Raw genomic sequence first — 14,434 nt, forward strand, 5'->3', positions numbered from 1 at the left:
ATGAGAAAGGACTGCCCGGGCAGTCCTTTTGTTTATCCGCTTGCTCATGGGGTCTGTGGCTTCCCCATTGATGCGCAAAATGCCTATTCACACGGCCAGCGGCAATAACTCGGCGTAGTCGCGGATCGCCGGGAAGGCGGTAATGTGTTGCTCGGGCTGGCGACTGTCCGGGTTCTGGATGGCGAGCTGATAACCGATGCCGTAGTCGGCGGCGGCACGCAGGATCCGTTCGCTGTCATCGACGAACAGGGTGCGGGCCGGATCGAATGCCAGCCGTTCTGCCAGCGCCTGCCAGCAGTGTTGGCTCTCCTTCGACCAGCCGAGCTCATGGGTGCTCACCATGAGATCCAGGTGGCTGGCGAGACCGAGGCGCGCATCCTTGACCGACAGGCTGGCGGGGTGGGCATTGGTGAAGAGCACCAGCTGCTTGCCCGCCGCCCGCAGGGCGGCCAGGAAGGGGATGACGTGGGGCCGCCACTGGATCTTGTCCAGTATCTCCTGCTTGAGGGCGCGGATGTCGAGCCCGAGGGTCCGGCTCCAGTAATCGACGCAGTACCAGTCGAGGGTGCCGCTGACGGCCTGATAGTGAGCATCGATCTGCGCCTTGGCGTCGGCCAGCGGCAGGCCGAGGCGCGCGGCGTAGCGTTCGGGCACCAGCTGCTGCCAGAGGTGGCTGTCAAAATGAAGGTCGATCAGGGTGCCATCCATGTCGAGCAGAACTGTGTCTATCTGGTGCCAGGGCAGTGGGGTGGGCATGGGGCCTCTTTGTGTCGGACGGGGTGGGGAAAACGGGGCGCATTATAACGGATTTTTCAGGCACCTTTCCGGCCCTTGCCCCGTGGTGTTCCCTCGGGGAGTCGTTTACTCTTGAAGCACTCTTTTTTAACGAGCAGTCAGCCCAGATGAGTGACCCCCACAAGTGCAAACCCGAACACGTCCGCGTCGAGGCCATGGCCCACGACAAGCGCAAGCCGGAGATCATCAAGGCCGAGCTGGTGGCCGAGAGCCGGTTGTTCAAGGTGGAATCCCTGCATCTGAAATTCAGCAACGGGGAGGAGCGGGTCTACGAGCGGATGCGCGGCGGCAACCGGGGTGCCGTCATGGTGGTGCCCCTGTTCGATGCCCACACCTTGCTGCTGGTGCGCGAATACGCGGCGGGCACTCACTCCTACGAGCTGGGCTTCCCCAAGGGGCTGATCGATCCGGGCGAAGATGCCTTCGAGGCGGGCAACCGGGAGTTGATGGAGGAGGCGGGCTTCGGGGCCCGTGATCTGATCCCTCTCAAGCAGGTCTCCCTGGCCCCCGGCTATTTTTCCAGCCGGATGGACATACTGCTGGCACGGGATCTCTACCCCGAGCAGCGGGTGGGTGACGAGCCCGAGCCCCTCGAGGTGATCCCCTGGCCCCTCAATCGCATCGACGAATTGCTGGCGCGACCCGACTTCACCGAGTCGCGCAGCATCAGTGCCCTGCTGCTGGCCAGCAAATGGCTGGCGGAGCAGGAAAGCTAGCCCAAGCGTGGGTAAAGGTAATAAAAACAGAGGATAACAAGATGCAGGAGTTGTTGGCCTGGATACCTGGGGTCAAGGAGATAGCCCGCGAAGCGGGACGGATCCTTCACGAAATCTATCACGGCGGTCAGTTCGAGCGTCAGCTGAAGGAGGATGCGACCCCGGTCACCAGTGCCGATCTTGCTGCCGATGCCTACCTCAAGCAGGCGCTGTCGGCGCTCACCCCCCATGTGCCCGTGCTGACCGAAGAGGCGGCCGATGTTCCCTTCAGCCAGCGTGCCAACTGGCGGCAATACTGGCTGGTGGACCCCCTCGACGGCACCGGCGAGTTCATCGCCGGCAGCGGTGATTTCGCCACCCTGATCGCCCTGGTGCGGGACAATGTCCCCGTGCTCGGGGTCATCTATGCCCCCGAGGCCGATGTGCTCTACTGGGCGGTACGCGGCCACGGCGCCTTCAAGGAGGTAAATGGCGAGGTGCATCCCATCAGTGCCATGCACCACGAGCACGACCAGCCGGACTCCCTGGTGGTGGCCATCAGCCGCCGCCAGAAGCTGGAGAACCTCACCCGCCGCCTCAACCCGGCCATCAACTACGAGCTGATCCCGCTTGGCTCCAGCTCCCTCAAGTCCTGCCTGGTGGCGGAAGGGGCGGCAGACTGCTATGTGCGGCTCGGCCCCACCGGCGAGTGGGACACCGCCGCCGCCCAGTGCATCGTCGAGGCGGCGGGGGGGCGCATCCTCAGCCTGGCGTTGCAGCCGCTCAGCTACAACGAAACGGAGTCGCTGGAGAACCCTGACTTCATCGTGATGGGGGATCCGGATCTCGCCTGGGGCAAGATCCTGACTCACTGAGCCGGTTGAAATGTAGCCAGCTCACCCAATCAGGCGGCCTCGTGGTCGCCTGATTGCTTGGTGTGATCCGCTGGCTTGCCACGGCATATTCAGGTGTATTCGCTACTTAAATGGATTGCTGTAGTGGATCATCACAATCAAACCCAAAGTGCTGGCATCTATTTTCAGGTAATTCTGAAAACTGCGCATTGGTCGAAATAAAAAATCGACCAGTGGTTATATTTTGGTTTTATATTTCGCCTAATTCGCTGTTTAAAGGTTTAACCGAACAGGACGGACTGGAAATTCCGCCCAATCTCACTGGCTGAACCTGGCTTTGCCAGTGAGATCTGCCAATGCCGTTTTTTGAGAATTAAATGCTAAAGGAGCACAATATTTTTAGATTTTAATACTATATATAAGTGGTTTATCAATGAGTTCATCTGTAGAGGTCACCCGGGAGCTATCTGGTTCCCCATCCATCACCCGCACTGGCTGGCGCCGCCACGATACCCACTGGGTGATCAGCCTGTTTGGCACCGCCGTTGGCGCCGGCATCCTGTTCCTGCCCATCAACCTGGGTCTGGGGGGCATCTGGCCCCTCGTCATCGTCGCCGTGCTGGCCGGCCCCATGACCTTCCTGGCCCATCGCGGGCTGGCGCGCTTCGTGCTCTCCTCTTCGCGCCCCCACGCCGACTTCACCGAGGTGGCCGAGGAACACTTCGGCAAGATGGCCGGTCGCCTCATCTCGGCGCTCTACTTCCTCTCCATCTTCCCGATCCTGCTCATCTACGGCGTCGGGCTCACCAACACGGTGGAGAGCTTCATGATCAACCAGCTCGGCATGGATGCCCCGAACCGGGTGATGCTCTCCGGCCTGCTGGTGTTCGCCATGATCGCCGTGATGATGGCGGGGGAGAAGGCGATGCTGCGGGCCTTCGCCTTCATGGTCTACCCGTTGGCGGCCATTCTGGCGGCACTCTCCTGCTATCTGATCCCCCAGTGGCACTGGCCGGAAGTGACCGCGTTCGAGGGGGCCAGCTTCCTCAACACCGTCTGGCTGGCGCTGCCGGTCACAGTGTTCGCCTTCAGCCACGCTGCCGCCATCTCCGGCTTTGCCAACGTGCAGCGCCGGGAATATGGCGAGCAGGCTGAAGCAAAGAGCGGCCTGATCCTGCGTAACACCACCGTCATGCTGGTGGGCTTCGTGCTCTTCTTCGTCTTCTCCTGCGTGTTGAGCCTCTCTCCGGCCCAGCTGGCCGAGGCCAAGGCCCAGAACGTCTCCGTGCTCTCCTACCTCGCGAACATCACCGACAACCCTGTGATAGTGACCTTGGGGCCGCTCATCGCCTTCATCGCCATCAGCTCCTCCTTCCTCGGCCACTTCCTCGGCGCCCGGGAGAGCCTGAAAAGCCTGATTGCCAAGCCCACAGGGCTGTCGCTGGCCAAAGCGGACCGGCTCGGCATCGCCCTGATGTTCTTCGCCATCTGGGGGGCGGCTGTCATCAACCCCGGCATCCTCGGCCTGATGGAGACTCTCTCCGGCCCCGTCATCGCCATGATCCTCTTCATCATGCCGGTGGTGGCCATCTACAAGGTGGAGGCGCTGTCCCGCTTCCGTCACGGCTGGGTGAACGGCTTCATCCTGCTGACCGGTTCGCTCTCGGTCTCGGCCCTGCTCTTCAGCCTGCTGAAGTAACAGCGGCACGATGGCTAAAAAGAGAAGAGGCGACCCCGGGGTCGCCTCTTCTCTTTCATGGGGCACAGTGTCTCAGCCCAGCTTGGCGCCGTTCTCCACCGCCTGCTCCGGGATGGCCATCACCACGGCGCCATCGGCCCGGTAGAAGCCGGTCAGCAGAAACTCCGACTGGATGGGACCTATCTGCTTGGCCGGGAAGTTCACCACGGCGACTATCTGGCGCCCCACCAGATCCTCCGGCTGATAGAGATCCGTTATCTGGGCGCTGCTCTTGCGCACCCCCAGCTCGGGGCCGAAATCCGCCCACACCTTGTAGGCGGGCTTGCGCGCCTCTGGGAAGGGCTCGACCCGCACCAGGGTGCCCACTCTCAGCTCCACCATCTCGAACTGCTGCCAGCTTATGGTCTGCATCTTGGCTCCTCCTTTCACACACCTTGCATTGACCCCAGCATGCCTCGAAACGACAGCCCCTGTCTTCGGCAAGGGGCCGGACTGTTATGGCTGCGGGCCGTTTTGCTGGCGCCAGCGGGAGGGGGTGAGGTCCGTCTCGGCCAGGAAACGCTCGGCGAAGGCTCCCTGATCCTGATAGCCGCAGCGGCTAGCCACCTCGCCGATGGGCAGGGCGGTCTGGGCGAGCAGGGTGCGTGCCAGCGCCATGCGCCGCCCGCGGATGTAGTGGGAGGCGCTCATGCCGAACTGCTGGCGAAAGGCGTGCTTGAACTGGCTCTGGCCGAGGCAGGCGATGGCGGCCAGCTGCTGATTGGTCAGTGCAGCCGCAAGGTTGGCCTCGATATGGCGCTGCACTCTTGTCATGCGGGGGGCCAGGGTGGGGCCCATGCCCTGACCCTGGGCCAGGAGGCCCAGCCAGATCTGCTCCATGCCGGCTACATGACGACCCTGGCGCACCATCTGATGCAGGAAGGCGAGGTAGTGGCGCTGGGGTTCGTCCAGGGGGATGAAGGGGCGTTCGCCAAGGGCCTCGGGCAGCCAGTGGCTCTCCTGCACCAGGAAGGAGAGCGCCGGGTCGGCGGCGTAGTCGTGGCGAAGACCGGGGGCGATGACGCAGGCAAAACCAGGCGCGAGGCGGCGTCCCTGGCCCTGCACCTCGATCTCGAGGGGGCCATCCAGGGGGATCACCAGCTGGGCGAAGTCGTGGCTGTGGCTACTGATGTCGCTCTGGTAGCGGCGCAGGCTGAACGGGCAGGGGGCGGATAAGGATGACGCGGCACCGGGCCGCGTCATCGAAGAGGGGGGATTATGTGCCATGGGCCACCGGATTACTCGGCGTCGAAATCTTCGATCTCTTTGCCGAGCGCCTCCATGATGGCGCGGGCCTCGGCGGGGACGCTGTCCGGATGGTCCTTGCGCAGATCGTCGTCACAGGGCAGCGGCTGACCGGTGAATGCGTGCAGGAAGGCCTCACAGAGCAGCTCGCTGTTGGTCGCATGACGCAGGTTGTTCACCTGGCGACGGGTGCGCTCATCGGTCAACACCTTCAGCACCTTGAGCGGGATCGAGACGGTAATCTTCTTGACCTGTTCGCTCTTCTTGCCGTGCTCCGCGTAGGGGCTGACGTAGTCGCCGTTCCACTCTGTACCCATGTTCCACCTGTTCTCGTTTGGCCGTGAGCGCGGATTTTAACCCTTAAGGAATTCAATGGCAATCCAACAGCAAAGCCATTTAGACGTCTAGAAGTGTTGACGGCTTTTTTAAGGTGGCGTAGTGTGATGCACCATGGGCCGGCACTCCGGCCAGCGCAAATGAGAGCGGGGCAGGACGACCCACGAGGCGGACCGGCTCCGGCAACACATCAAGGAGAGTGACATGACCCACAAGGCCACCCTGGCGGTACGCACCGGGATTGAGACAGACACACAGCACGGTGCCGTGGTGCCCCCCATCTATCTCTCCAGCAACTACACCTTTGCCGACTTTGGCGAGCCCCGTCAATACGATTATGCCCGCTCAGGCAACCCGACCCGCACCAATCTGGCGGACGCCTTGGCGGCCCTGGAAGGGGGCGCTGGCGCCGTGGTGACCGGTACCGGCATGGGAGCCGTGCACCTGGTGACCACGGCCCTGCTCAAGGCGGGGGATCTGCTGATCGCCCCCCACGACTGCTACGGCGGCACCTGGCGCCTGTTCGAGTATCTGGCGGCCAAGGGCCATTACAGGGTGCAGTTCGTCGATCAGGGGGACGAGTCGGCGCTCGCCGAGGCCCTGGCGCAGCAGCCGGCCCTGGTGTGGGTAGAGACCCCCTCCAACCCGCTGCTGCGGGTGGTGGACGTGGCCGCCATCGCCACCACCTCCCATGAGGTGGGTGCCAGGGTGGTGGTGGACAACACCTTCCTCTCCCCGCTGCTGCAACAGCCGCTCTCGCTGGGGGCCGACGTGGTGGTGCATTCGACCACCAAGTACATCAACGGCCACTCCGACGTGGTGGGCGGGGTCGCGATCGCCAAGGAGGCCGAGCTGGCCGAGTCTCTGGTGTGGTGGGCCAACTGTCTGGGACTCACCTCCGGTGCCTTCGACTCCTACCTCACCCTGCGTGGCCTGCGCACCCTGGCGCCGCGCCTGCGTGCCCATCAGGAGAACACGGACAGGATCCTGGCCTTCCTGCAGCAGCAGCCGCTGGTCAAAAAAATCTATCACCCCAGCTTGCCGAGCCATCCGGGCCACGAGATTGCGCGCCGTCAACAGTCCGGCTTCGGCGCCATGCTAAGTTTTGAACTCGATTGCAACGAGACGGGGCTGCGCGCCTTCCTCGCGGCGCTGCGCCTCTTCTCGGTGGCGGAATCCCTCGGCGGGGTGGAGAGTCTGGTGGCCCATCCGGCCAGCATGACCCACAGGGCCATGACCCCGGCGGCGCAGCAGGCGGCGGGCATCAGCGCCCAGTTGCTGCGCCTCTCGGTGGGCATAGAGCACGGTGAAGACCTGGTGGCCGATCTGGCTCAAGGCTTTGAACAGGCGCAGTTGGCACAACAGGCAGAACAGGTGAAGTAATGGAACAGCAACAACAAGGAGAGAGTGCGGTGGCGGCAGAGAGAGCCTTGAAGCGGCGTCATGTGCACAAGTTTGGCGGCAGCAGTCTGGCGGATCCTGTCTGCTATCGCCGGGTCGCCAGTATTCTCGAACAACAGGCCGAGCAGCAGGGCGGGGGCAGGGAACTGGTGGTGGTCTCCGCCGCCGGCAAGACCACCAACCGGCTGATCCAGCTGGTGGAGCTGGCCGAGGCGGGTGACGAGGCCGCAGGGGAAGCCATCACTGCCCTGCACGCCTACCAGCAGAGCCTGATCGACGGCCTGCTGGAGGGGGAGTTGCTGCTCGACTTGAGCCAGCAGCTGACCGACGACATGCAGCAGATCGCCAAGACCCTGGAAGGGCAGTTTGATCGCTTCGCGCGCAACGGCCTGCTGGCCTTTGGCGAGGTGTGGTCGGCGCGCCTGCTGGCCGCCCTGCTCAGCAGCCGCGGCGACAAGGCCATCTGGCTCGACGCCCGCAGCTTCCTGCGCGCCGAGGATGGCGCCCTGGTCAAGGTCAATACCGCCATCTCCAGCGAGCTGCTCAAGGCCCGCCTGGCGGAGCATCCCGGCCGCATAGTGGTGACCGGCTTCATCGCCGCCGACATGGAGGGGCGCTCCTTGCTGCTCGGCCGCAACGGCTCCGACTACAGCGCCAGCCTGTTGGCCGCCCTGGCGGACGGGGAGTCCACCACCATCTGGAGCGACGTGGCCGGTGTCTACAGCGCCGATCCGCGCCGGGTGAAGGAGGCGCGTCTGCTGGAGCGCCTGAGCCTGGCGGAGGCCAACGAGCTGGCCCGCCTCGGCTCCTCCGTGCTCCATTCCCGTACCCTGCAGCCGGTGGCCGACAGCCGCCAGCGCCTCACCCTGCGCTGCAGCTACAACCCGGACGAGGGCTGCACCCATATTCTGCGCCGGGCGCCGCGCTCCGGCGGGGCGCGCATCGTCTCCTCGGTGGATCAGATAGCCCTCATCGAGCTCAAGGTGCTGCCCCAGACAGGTTATGAGCAGACGGTGGCGGCTATCGAGGCCCATCTGGCCCGCCATCGCCTCCACCCGCTCACCCTGCAGCGCCAGCCGGATCGGCGGGTGCTGCGCCTGGCCTACACCCTGGAGGTGGCACAAGGGGCCTTCGAGGTGCTGCGGGACTTCCAGCTGCAGGGCAGCTTCACTGGCCTGATCCAGAAGGAGGGGTTCAGCCTGGTGGCCCTGGTGGGGGCAGGGGTGACCGACAACGCCGAGCAGTGTCACCGCTTCTACCAGCTGCTGGCGGATCAGCCCCTGGAGTTCGTGCAGGTGGCCCGAGATGGCCTGAGCCTGGTGGCCGTGCTGCGCCAGGTGGTGCTGGAACCCCTGCTCATCGCCCTGCACAGCGCCCTGTTCAGCCGCCCGACCCGGGTCGGTCTGGTGGTGTTCGGCAAGGGCAACATAGGGGGTCACTGGTTGGCGCTCTACGCCCGGGAGAAGGCGCGGCTCGAGCACGAGCTCAATCTGGCGCTCACCCTCTACGGGGTGTTCGACTCCAAGGGAGGCCTGCTGGATGAAGAGGGGCTGGATCCCCTCAAGGTGCGCGACAACTTCAACCCAAGACCGCTTATCTGGCCGGAGCTGCTCTCCCAGCTGGAGCAGCACGGTTTTGACTCCCTGATTGCGCTGGACATGACCGCCAGCGAGACGGTGAGCCGCTACTACCCGGACTTCGCCCAGCTCGGTTGCCACATCATCGCGGCCAACAAGTTTGCCGGCGCCGCCGACAGCGAGTTCTACCAGCGCATCAAGCAGAGCTGTCGCGATCATCAGGTGCAGTGGCGCTACAACGCTACCGTGGGGGCCGGGTTGCCCATCCAGTCCAGCATCCAGATGCTGCGCCAGAGCGGGGATCGCATCCAGGGAGTCTCCGGCATCTTCTCCGGCACCCTCTCCTGGCTGTTCCAGCAGTATGACGGCAGCCGCCCCTTCTCCGAGCTGGTGGACGAGGCCTGGCAGCACGGTCTGACCGAGCCGGATCCACGGGAGGATCTCTCCGGTCAGGACGTGCGCCGCAAGCTGCTCATCCTGGCGCGGGAGGCGGGCTTCGAGCTCGACTCCGCCGACATCGAGCTGGAGAACCTGGTGCCCGTCTCCCTGCGCAAGGTGAGCACGGATCAGTTCATGGACAGGCTCAAGGAGCTGGATGATCCCATCCAGACCGCGTTCGAGGGGGCACGCCGGGTCGGCAAGGTGCTGCGCTACGTCGCCCGCTTCGAGCACGACGGCAAGGCCCGCGTCGGGCTGGAGACCCTGGAGCCCCACCATCCGTTCGCGAACCTCCTGCCCTGCGACAACGTGTTTGCCATCGAGAGCGACAGCTATCGCACCAATCCGCTGGTCATTCAGGGGCCTGGGGCGGGGCGCGAGGTGACGGCCGCCGCCATTCAGTACGATCTGTGGCAGATCTGCGCCAGCCTGTAAGGGACTGGTGGATGATACAAAGAAGAGGCGCCCAAGGGCGCCTCTTCTCGTTGGTGGTCGCAATGCCTTACCAGAACAGCCTGCCCAGCAGGGGGGCGAGCAGCACAGTCGCCATGCCGGCTATCATCATCACCATGCTGGAGACCACCCCCTCCTCGTTGCCCATCTGATAGGCCCGGGCGGTACCCGCGCCATGGGCGGAGGCGCCGAAACCTGCCCCCTTGCCGAGGCGGCTGCGGATGGCGAGCACCGTCAGCACGCTCTCACCCACCGCCATGCCGATCACCCCGGTCAGCACCACGAACAGGGCGGTGAGATCGGCATTGCCACCGACCGAGCGGGTCGCCTCCACCGCGAAGGGGGTGGTGATGGATCGCATGGCCATGCTGCGCTGCAGCAGCTCGGAGAGGTTCAGCCAGCGGGCCAGCAGCACTGTGCTGCCCACCGCCATCACCACCGAGGCGATCACCCCCACCGACAGGGAGAGCCAGTGGCGGCGCATCAACTCGCGGTTCTCGTAGACCGGCACCGCGAAGGCGACGGTGGCCGGGCCCAGCAGCCAGAGCAGCCAGTGGGATTCGGCCATGTAATCCTGATAGGGGATGTTGAACAGCACCACCACGGCCACCAGCAGGGCGGGGGCCAGCAGCAGCGGCATCAGGGGCAGGATGCGCTTCTTGCCATAGAGCCACTTGCTGGCGTAGTAGAACAGCAGGGTGAGGGCGAAGCAGAGCAGGCCGAGCAGGGTGTCAGACATGGCGGCGACTCCGGCGGGCCAGCTTCAGCTCCAGGCGATAGACCCTGTCCACCACCAGGGCCGTGGTGCCGAGCACCAGCACAGTGCTTGTCACCAGCACCAGCATGATGCGCCACCCCTCCTGCAGCAGCAGATCCTGATAGTTGACCACGGCTACCACGGCGGGGACGAAGAACAACAGCATCTCTGCCAACAGCCAGCGAGCCCCGGCGCTGAACCACTGGGCCTTGACCACCCCGAGCAAGATGCAGACCAGCAGCAACAGCATGCCGGTGAGGTTGGCGGGCAGGGGCAGGTGGAAGGTGCGTACCGCGGTGTCGGCCAGCAGCCAGATGGCCGCCAGCAGGGCGATTTGGAAGGGGGTTTGCAACCAGCGAAGGCAGAAGGCTTTCATGATGGGCGTCTTTCTGTGAACCTGGTCACAGTATAAATGGGGGCCAAACCTGCAAAAAATGAATTTAAATTATGAAAAATATGCCAAATTGGCATTATTTGGCGATCACCCCAGACGAGCGTCCCATGGATATCCGAGCCCTGCGTTACTTTGTCGAACTGGTGCGGGAGAAGAGTTTCACCCGCGCCTCCGAGAAGCTGTTCGTCACCCAGCCCACCATCAGCAAGATGATCCGCAACATGGAGGAGGAGCTGGGCCAGCCCCTGCTCAATCGGGAGGGACACAGCTTCACCCTGACCGACAGCGGCCAGGTGCTGTTTGCCCGTGGCCAGCTGATCCTGGCCCAGATGCAGCAGCTGGAGGCGGAGCTTGCGGATCTGCAGAGCCTGCAGCACGGGCGCCTGGCGCTCGGCATCCCCCCCATGGTGGGCCACGTCTATGCGGACCTCATCCGCGCCTACCGCAGCCGCTATCCCAGGGTGGAGCTCTCGATTGTCGAGTACGGCGGGCGCCGCATCGAGCAGGCGGTGCTGGAGGGGGAGCTGGATCTCGCCATCACCATGCTGCCGACCAGGGAAGAGGGGGTACTGAGTGCGCTGGAGCTGGACTGCTATCCCATACAGGTGGTGCTGCCGGACCTGCCCCGCTGGCGCGGGGGCAGCGAGATCCGGCTGGCGGATCTGCAGGAGGAGCCCTTCCTGCTCTACACCCAGGCCTTCACCCTGAGCGAGCGGCTGGAGCAGGCCTGTCAGCAGGCGGGCTTCGTGCCCCAGGTGGCGGCGCGCAGCAGTCAGTGGGATTTTCTCACCGCCATGGTGCGCAGCGGCATGGGGGTTGCCTTCCTGCCCGAGCCCATCTGTCGGCGACTGACGCCGGACGGCCTGGTGTTGCGTCCCCTGTTGCCGGAGCTGAGTTGGCGACTCGGGGTGATCTGGCCCGCGAAACGTTACCTCTCCCGCACTGCCGAGGCCTGGCTCGCCATGTGTCGAGAGCAGGGGGCGCGGGGCTAGGTGCTACTTGCCTACCTTGCCTGTCTTGTCGTGGGGGGGAATACCGAACGCATCCCGGGCCGGATCATAGAGATAGGATCGGTAGTCGTTTCCCTCGGCGGGCAGCAGGGGGTTGTTCAGCCTGAACAGCTGGCGCGAGGCCAGCTGGGTGAACGCCAGGGAGGGTTGGAAGTGCTGGCGCCAGAGCCGTTTGAGTGAGCCGTCCTGCCAGGCCAGCCGCAGGCCGAGCTGGATGCGCTCGCGCTCCTTGTGGTAGGTGACATGGCTGTAGAAGGCGTGGATCAAGGGATAGAAGAGGATCACATGGCGATCGACGGTGAGTGTCGGCAACCTGGGGTGGTGGGTCTCCCACTCCGCCAGTATCTCGTTGGCACCGCGACAGAAGAGATCGACCCTGCCACGGGCCACCATGCGAAAAAGAGACTCGTAGTTGTCCACCTCCTGCACCTGGAAGCCGTTGTGGCGCAAGATATCGGCATCCTGCCACCCCTTGCCACTTCCCTGACTGAACGCCTGCAGTTGTGCCAGGGTGCGGACCCCGGCCAGCGCCTTGGCGCGGTCGGCGCCGACGAAGCAGACCCGGTAACCGAGAATGCCGAGATCGATGGGGAAGGGGATCCGGCTGACCTCGGGGTGAGGCGTCTTCTGGGGCCAGTTGTCGATGATGAAGAGGGCATTTCTGCCCGGCTTTTGCACCTCGAGCCGCATCCGCGCCTTGTTCATCTTGAGGGAGTCGTGCAGCTCGTAGTCGCCATATTGCTGGCGGGTCTTCTCCAGCGCCAGTCGCATCGCCTCCCGGTAGTAGTCCATGCGGGCATCCTGTTCATTCTCCGGGCTGAGCAGGGTAAATCGGGTGGCCGCCATCGGGGAGGCGGAGAGGGAGAGCATGAGGAGCAGGAGCAGGAGTCGATGCATCTTGGCCGGGTTCTACAACGGGAGTGTGCCCATTATAGTTCGGGGCCCCCCTGCCGACACAGCGCTATTGGCCCCGGCTCCTCTGACCTCTGGGCCTGGCTTCAGACGGCATTTACCTGCGAACCCGACTGGGGACACAGTGCGATTGTGGGGCCCGGACGCCTCTGACTTCTGGGCCTGGCCTCAGACGGCATTTATCTGCGACCTCAACAGGCAGCAGAGTGTGATGATGGGACCCGGGCTCTTCTGGCCTAACCTCAGACCGATTCCATCAGGGCGCCCAGCTGGCGACACAGCTGGCGCAGGGTCTGGTTGTCGAGACAGCCGAAGCCGAGCAACCAGCCCTCCCGGGTGGGCGGGGCGAGGTGATACTGACGCAGGGGGCGCAGCCCCAACCCCCGGGCGTTGGCCGCCTCAGTCCAGCGGGCCTCTCCCCCGGCGGGGAGCAGCACGGCGCACTGCAACCCGGCGCCGCTGTGGACGGGGGTGAGCCTTGGGCAGTGCTCGGCCAGCTCGGCCAGCAGCAGATCCCGTCGACTCTGGTAAACGAGACGGCTCTGGCGCAGGTGAGTGGCGAAGTGGCCGGCGCGGATGAAGTCCGCGGTGACCGCCTGCTGCAACTGGTTGCTGTGGCCGTCGACGGCGGCGCGAGCCCGGCTGAAGGCCTCCATCAGGGGGCGCGGCAAGACCAGGTAGGCGAGGCGCAAGGAACCAAACAGCACCTTGCTGAAGGTCCCCACATAGAGGACACGCCCCTGGCCATCCAGCCCCTGCAGGGCGGGGAGCGGCCGCTGATCGTACTGGTACTCCCCGTCGTAGTCGTCCTCCAGGATCCAGGCGCCGCGCCGCTCGGCCTCCGCCAGCAGTGCCATGCGGCGCGGCAGGCTCATGGGCACGCCCAGGGGGTACTGGTGGGCCGGGGTGCAGTAGATGAGCCTGGGGCTGGGATGTTCACCGGCGGGGTTGAGCCCCTCCTCGTCCACCGGCACCGGGTGGATGCGGGCGCCGGCGCTCTCCATGGCGGTGCGGGCCCCGGGATAGCCCGGATCCTCCACCCAGACGGTGTCACCGGCATCGATGAGCAACTGGGTCGCCAGCAATATGCCCTGCTGGGAGCTGGTGAGGATCAGGATCTGCTCCGGCTCGCACACCACGCCCCGCGACTGTACCAGGTAGCTGCTGATAGCGGCGCGCAGCGTGGCCAGCCCTTGCGGATCCCCGTAATTCATCCAGTCGCTGGCCCCCTGGCGCCACTGCTGCTGCATCAGGCGACCCCAGAGTGCCTGGGGAAAGAGGCGGGGATCCGGCTGGCTGGAGGCAAAGGAGTTGCCCACCTCGGGCACCTCGTGGCAGGCCCCCCCTTGCGCCATCTCCTGACCACGTCGTGAGAGCCCCGCCGCCGACTGGGGCGGGCGCGGAGCGGGGCGCACCGCCGCCAGGGCGACGAAGCTGCCGGCCCCCACCTTGCGCACCAGATACCCTTCCGCCTCCAGCCGGCCATAGGCCAGCTCCACCGTGCTGCGGGAGATGCCGAGATCCCGGGCCAGCATGCGGCTGGCCGGCAGCCTGCCGTGCAGCGGCAGATGACCCGCCAGTATCGCCTCCCGCAGGGTGCGCACCAGCTGTTCGTGCAGAGGAAGATCGTTTTGCTGCTGGTCGGCAAAGAGGGTTAGCAGGACTGTCATGATTGGCCTCCGCGGGGGCGGGGCAGATGGCCCCCCCATCCGGATATCGCCTCCCGCAGGGTGCGCACTAACTGTTCGTGCAGGGGAAGATCGTTTTGCTGTTGGTCGGCAAAGAGGGTTGGCAGGACTGTCATGATTGGCCTCCGCGGGGGCGGGGCA

14 protein-coding genes are annotated in these 14,434 nt (G+C 64.8%); 6 read left to right on the forward strand and 8 right to left on the reverse strand.

Going from position 1 to position 14,434, the window contains the following annotated elements; genetic code table 11:
• Positions 1–87: 87 nt before the first annotated feature.
• The gene (gene yrfG, locus KW824_RS13895; RefSeq protein ID WP_218410086.1) at positions 88–756 is read right to left on the reverse strand and encodes a GMP/IMP nucleotidase; all 669 of its coding nucleotides are present in this window, start codon (positions 754–756) and stop codon (positions 88–90) included.
• Between the two features lie 146 nt (positions 757–902).
• Here yrfG and nudE point away from each other — a divergent pair, with 146 nt between their 5' ends.
• The 3 genes from nudE to KW824_RS13910 all read left to right on the forward strand — a co-directional run bounded on the left by nudE (position 903) and on the right by KW824_RS13910 (position 4,043).
• Positions 903–1,511: an ADP compounds hydrolase NudE gene (gene nudE / locus KW824_RS13900; RefSeq protein WP_005327154.1), complete on the forward strand. Its 609-nt coding sequence runs from the start codon at positions 903–905 to the stop codon at positions 1,509–1,511.
• 41 nt (positions 1,512–1,552) lie between these two features.
• Complete coding sequence (cysQ, locus tag KW824_RS13905) at positions 1,553–2,365, forward strand: 3'(2'),5'-bisphosphate nucleotidase CysQ (RefSeq protein ID WP_106885762.1); 813 nt, start codon at positions 1,553–1,555, stop codon at positions 2,363–2,365.
• 412 nt (positions 2,366–2,777) lie between these two features.
• The gene (locus KW824_RS13910; protein WP_218410087.1) at positions 2,778–4,043 is read left to right on the forward strand and encodes an aromatic amino acid transport family protein; all 1,266 of its coding nucleotides are present in this window, start codon (positions 2,778–2,780) and stop codon (positions 4,041–4,043) included.
• A gap of 72 nt (positions 4,044–4,115) precedes the next feature.
• Here the strand turns inward: KW824_RS13910 and KW824_RS13915 are convergent, their stop codons facing one another.
• The 3 genes from KW824_RS13915 to metJ all read right to left on the reverse strand — a co-directional run bounded on the left by KW824_RS13915 (position 4,116) and on the right by metJ (position 5,644).
• The gene (locus tag KW824_RS13915; RefSeq protein WP_005327160.1) at positions 4,116–4,454 is read right to left on the reverse strand and encodes a tRNA-binding protein; all 339 of its coding nucleotides are present in this window, start codon (positions 4,452–4,454) and stop codon (positions 4,116–4,118) included.
• Positions 4,455–4,538: 84 nt separating this feature from the next.
• On the reverse strand, positions 4,539–5,285 hold the full coding sequence (locus KW824_RS13920) for an AraC family transcriptional regulator (protein WP_218410176.1): 747 nt from the start codon (positions 5,283–5,285) through the stop codon (positions 4,539–4,541).
• A gap of 35 nt (positions 5,286–5,320) precedes the next feature.
• Positions 5,321–5,644 carry a met regulon transcriptional regulator MetJ gene (metJ, locus tag KW824_RS13925; RefSeq protein ID WP_005327165.1) on the reverse strand — a complete coding sequence of 108 codons (324 nt, stop codon included), beginning with the start codon at positions 5,642–5,644 and terminating at the stop codon, positions 5,321–5,323.
• Positions 5,645–5,867: 223 nt separating this feature from the next.
• Here metJ and metB point away from each other — a divergent pair, with 223 nt between their 5' ends.
• Together metB and KW824_RS13935 are read left to right on the forward strand one after the other, a co-directional pair.
• Complete coding sequence (gene metB / locus KW824_RS13930; protein WP_218410088.1) at positions 5,868–7,046, forward strand: cystathionine gamma-synthase; 1,179 nt, start codon at positions 5,868–5,870, stop codon at positions 7,044–7,046.
• Positions 7,046–9,514: a bifunctional aspartate kinase/homoserine dehydrogenase II gene (locus KW824_RS13935; protein ID WP_218410089.1), complete on the forward strand. Its 2,469-nt coding sequence runs from the start codon at positions 7,046–7,048 to the stop codon at positions 9,512–9,514. The genes metB and KW824_RS13935 overlap by 1 nt, the downstream gene beginning before the upstream one ends.
• 67 nt (positions 9,515–9,581) lie before the next feature.
• Here KW824_RS13935 and KW824_RS13940 read toward each other — a convergent pair whose 3' ends face one another.
• Both KW824_RS13940 and KW824_RS13945 read right to left on the reverse strand, forming a co-directional pair.
• A complete protein-coding gene (locus tag KW824_RS13940; protein ID WP_218410090.1) occupies positions 9,582–10,271 on the reverse strand; it encodes an LrgB family protein in 690 nt (229 codons plus the stop codon).
• Positions 10,264–10,665: a CidA/LrgA family protein gene (locus KW824_RS13945; RefSeq protein WP_163154671.1), complete on the reverse strand. Its 402-nt coding sequence runs from the start codon at positions 10,663–10,665 to the stop codon at positions 10,264–10,266. Before KW824_RS13945 ends, KW824_RS13940 begins: the two co-directional genes overlap by 8 nt.
• A gap of 125 nt (positions 10,666–10,790) precedes the next feature.
• Between KW824_RS13945 and KW824_RS13950 the strand changes: the two genes are divergently transcribed.
• Positions 10,791–11,675: a LysR family transcriptional regulator gene (locus KW824_RS13950; protein ID WP_218410091.1), complete on the forward strand. Its 885-nt coding sequence runs from the start codon at positions 10,791–10,793 to the stop codon at positions 11,673–11,675.
• A 3-nt stretch (positions 11,676–11,678) separates the two neighbouring features.
• Here KW824_RS13950 and KW824_RS13955 read toward each other — a convergent pair whose 3' ends face one another.
• Together KW824_RS13955 and KW824_RS13960 are read right to left on the reverse strand one after the other, a co-directional pair.
• Positions 11,679–12,590, reverse strand: coding sequence for a hypothetical protein (locus tag KW824_RS13955; RefSeq protein ID WP_256351381.1), 912 nt, complete (start codon positions 12,588–12,590; stop codon positions 11,679–11,681).
• Between the two features lie 257 nt (positions 12,591–12,847).
• Positions 12,848–14,275 carry a PLP-dependent aminotransferase family protein gene (locus KW824_RS13960; RefSeq protein WP_218410092.1) on the reverse strand — a complete coding sequence of 476 codons (1,428 nt, stop codon included), beginning with the start codon at positions 14,273–14,275 and terminating at the stop codon, positions 12,848–12,850.
• Positions 14,276–14,434 lie beyond the last annotated feature (159 nt).

This window comes from Aeromonas sp. sif0611 (assembly GCF_019218845.1).
GTDB lineage: Bacteria > Pseudomonadota > Gammaproteobacteria > Enterobacterales > Aeromonadaceae > Aeromonas > Aeromonas media.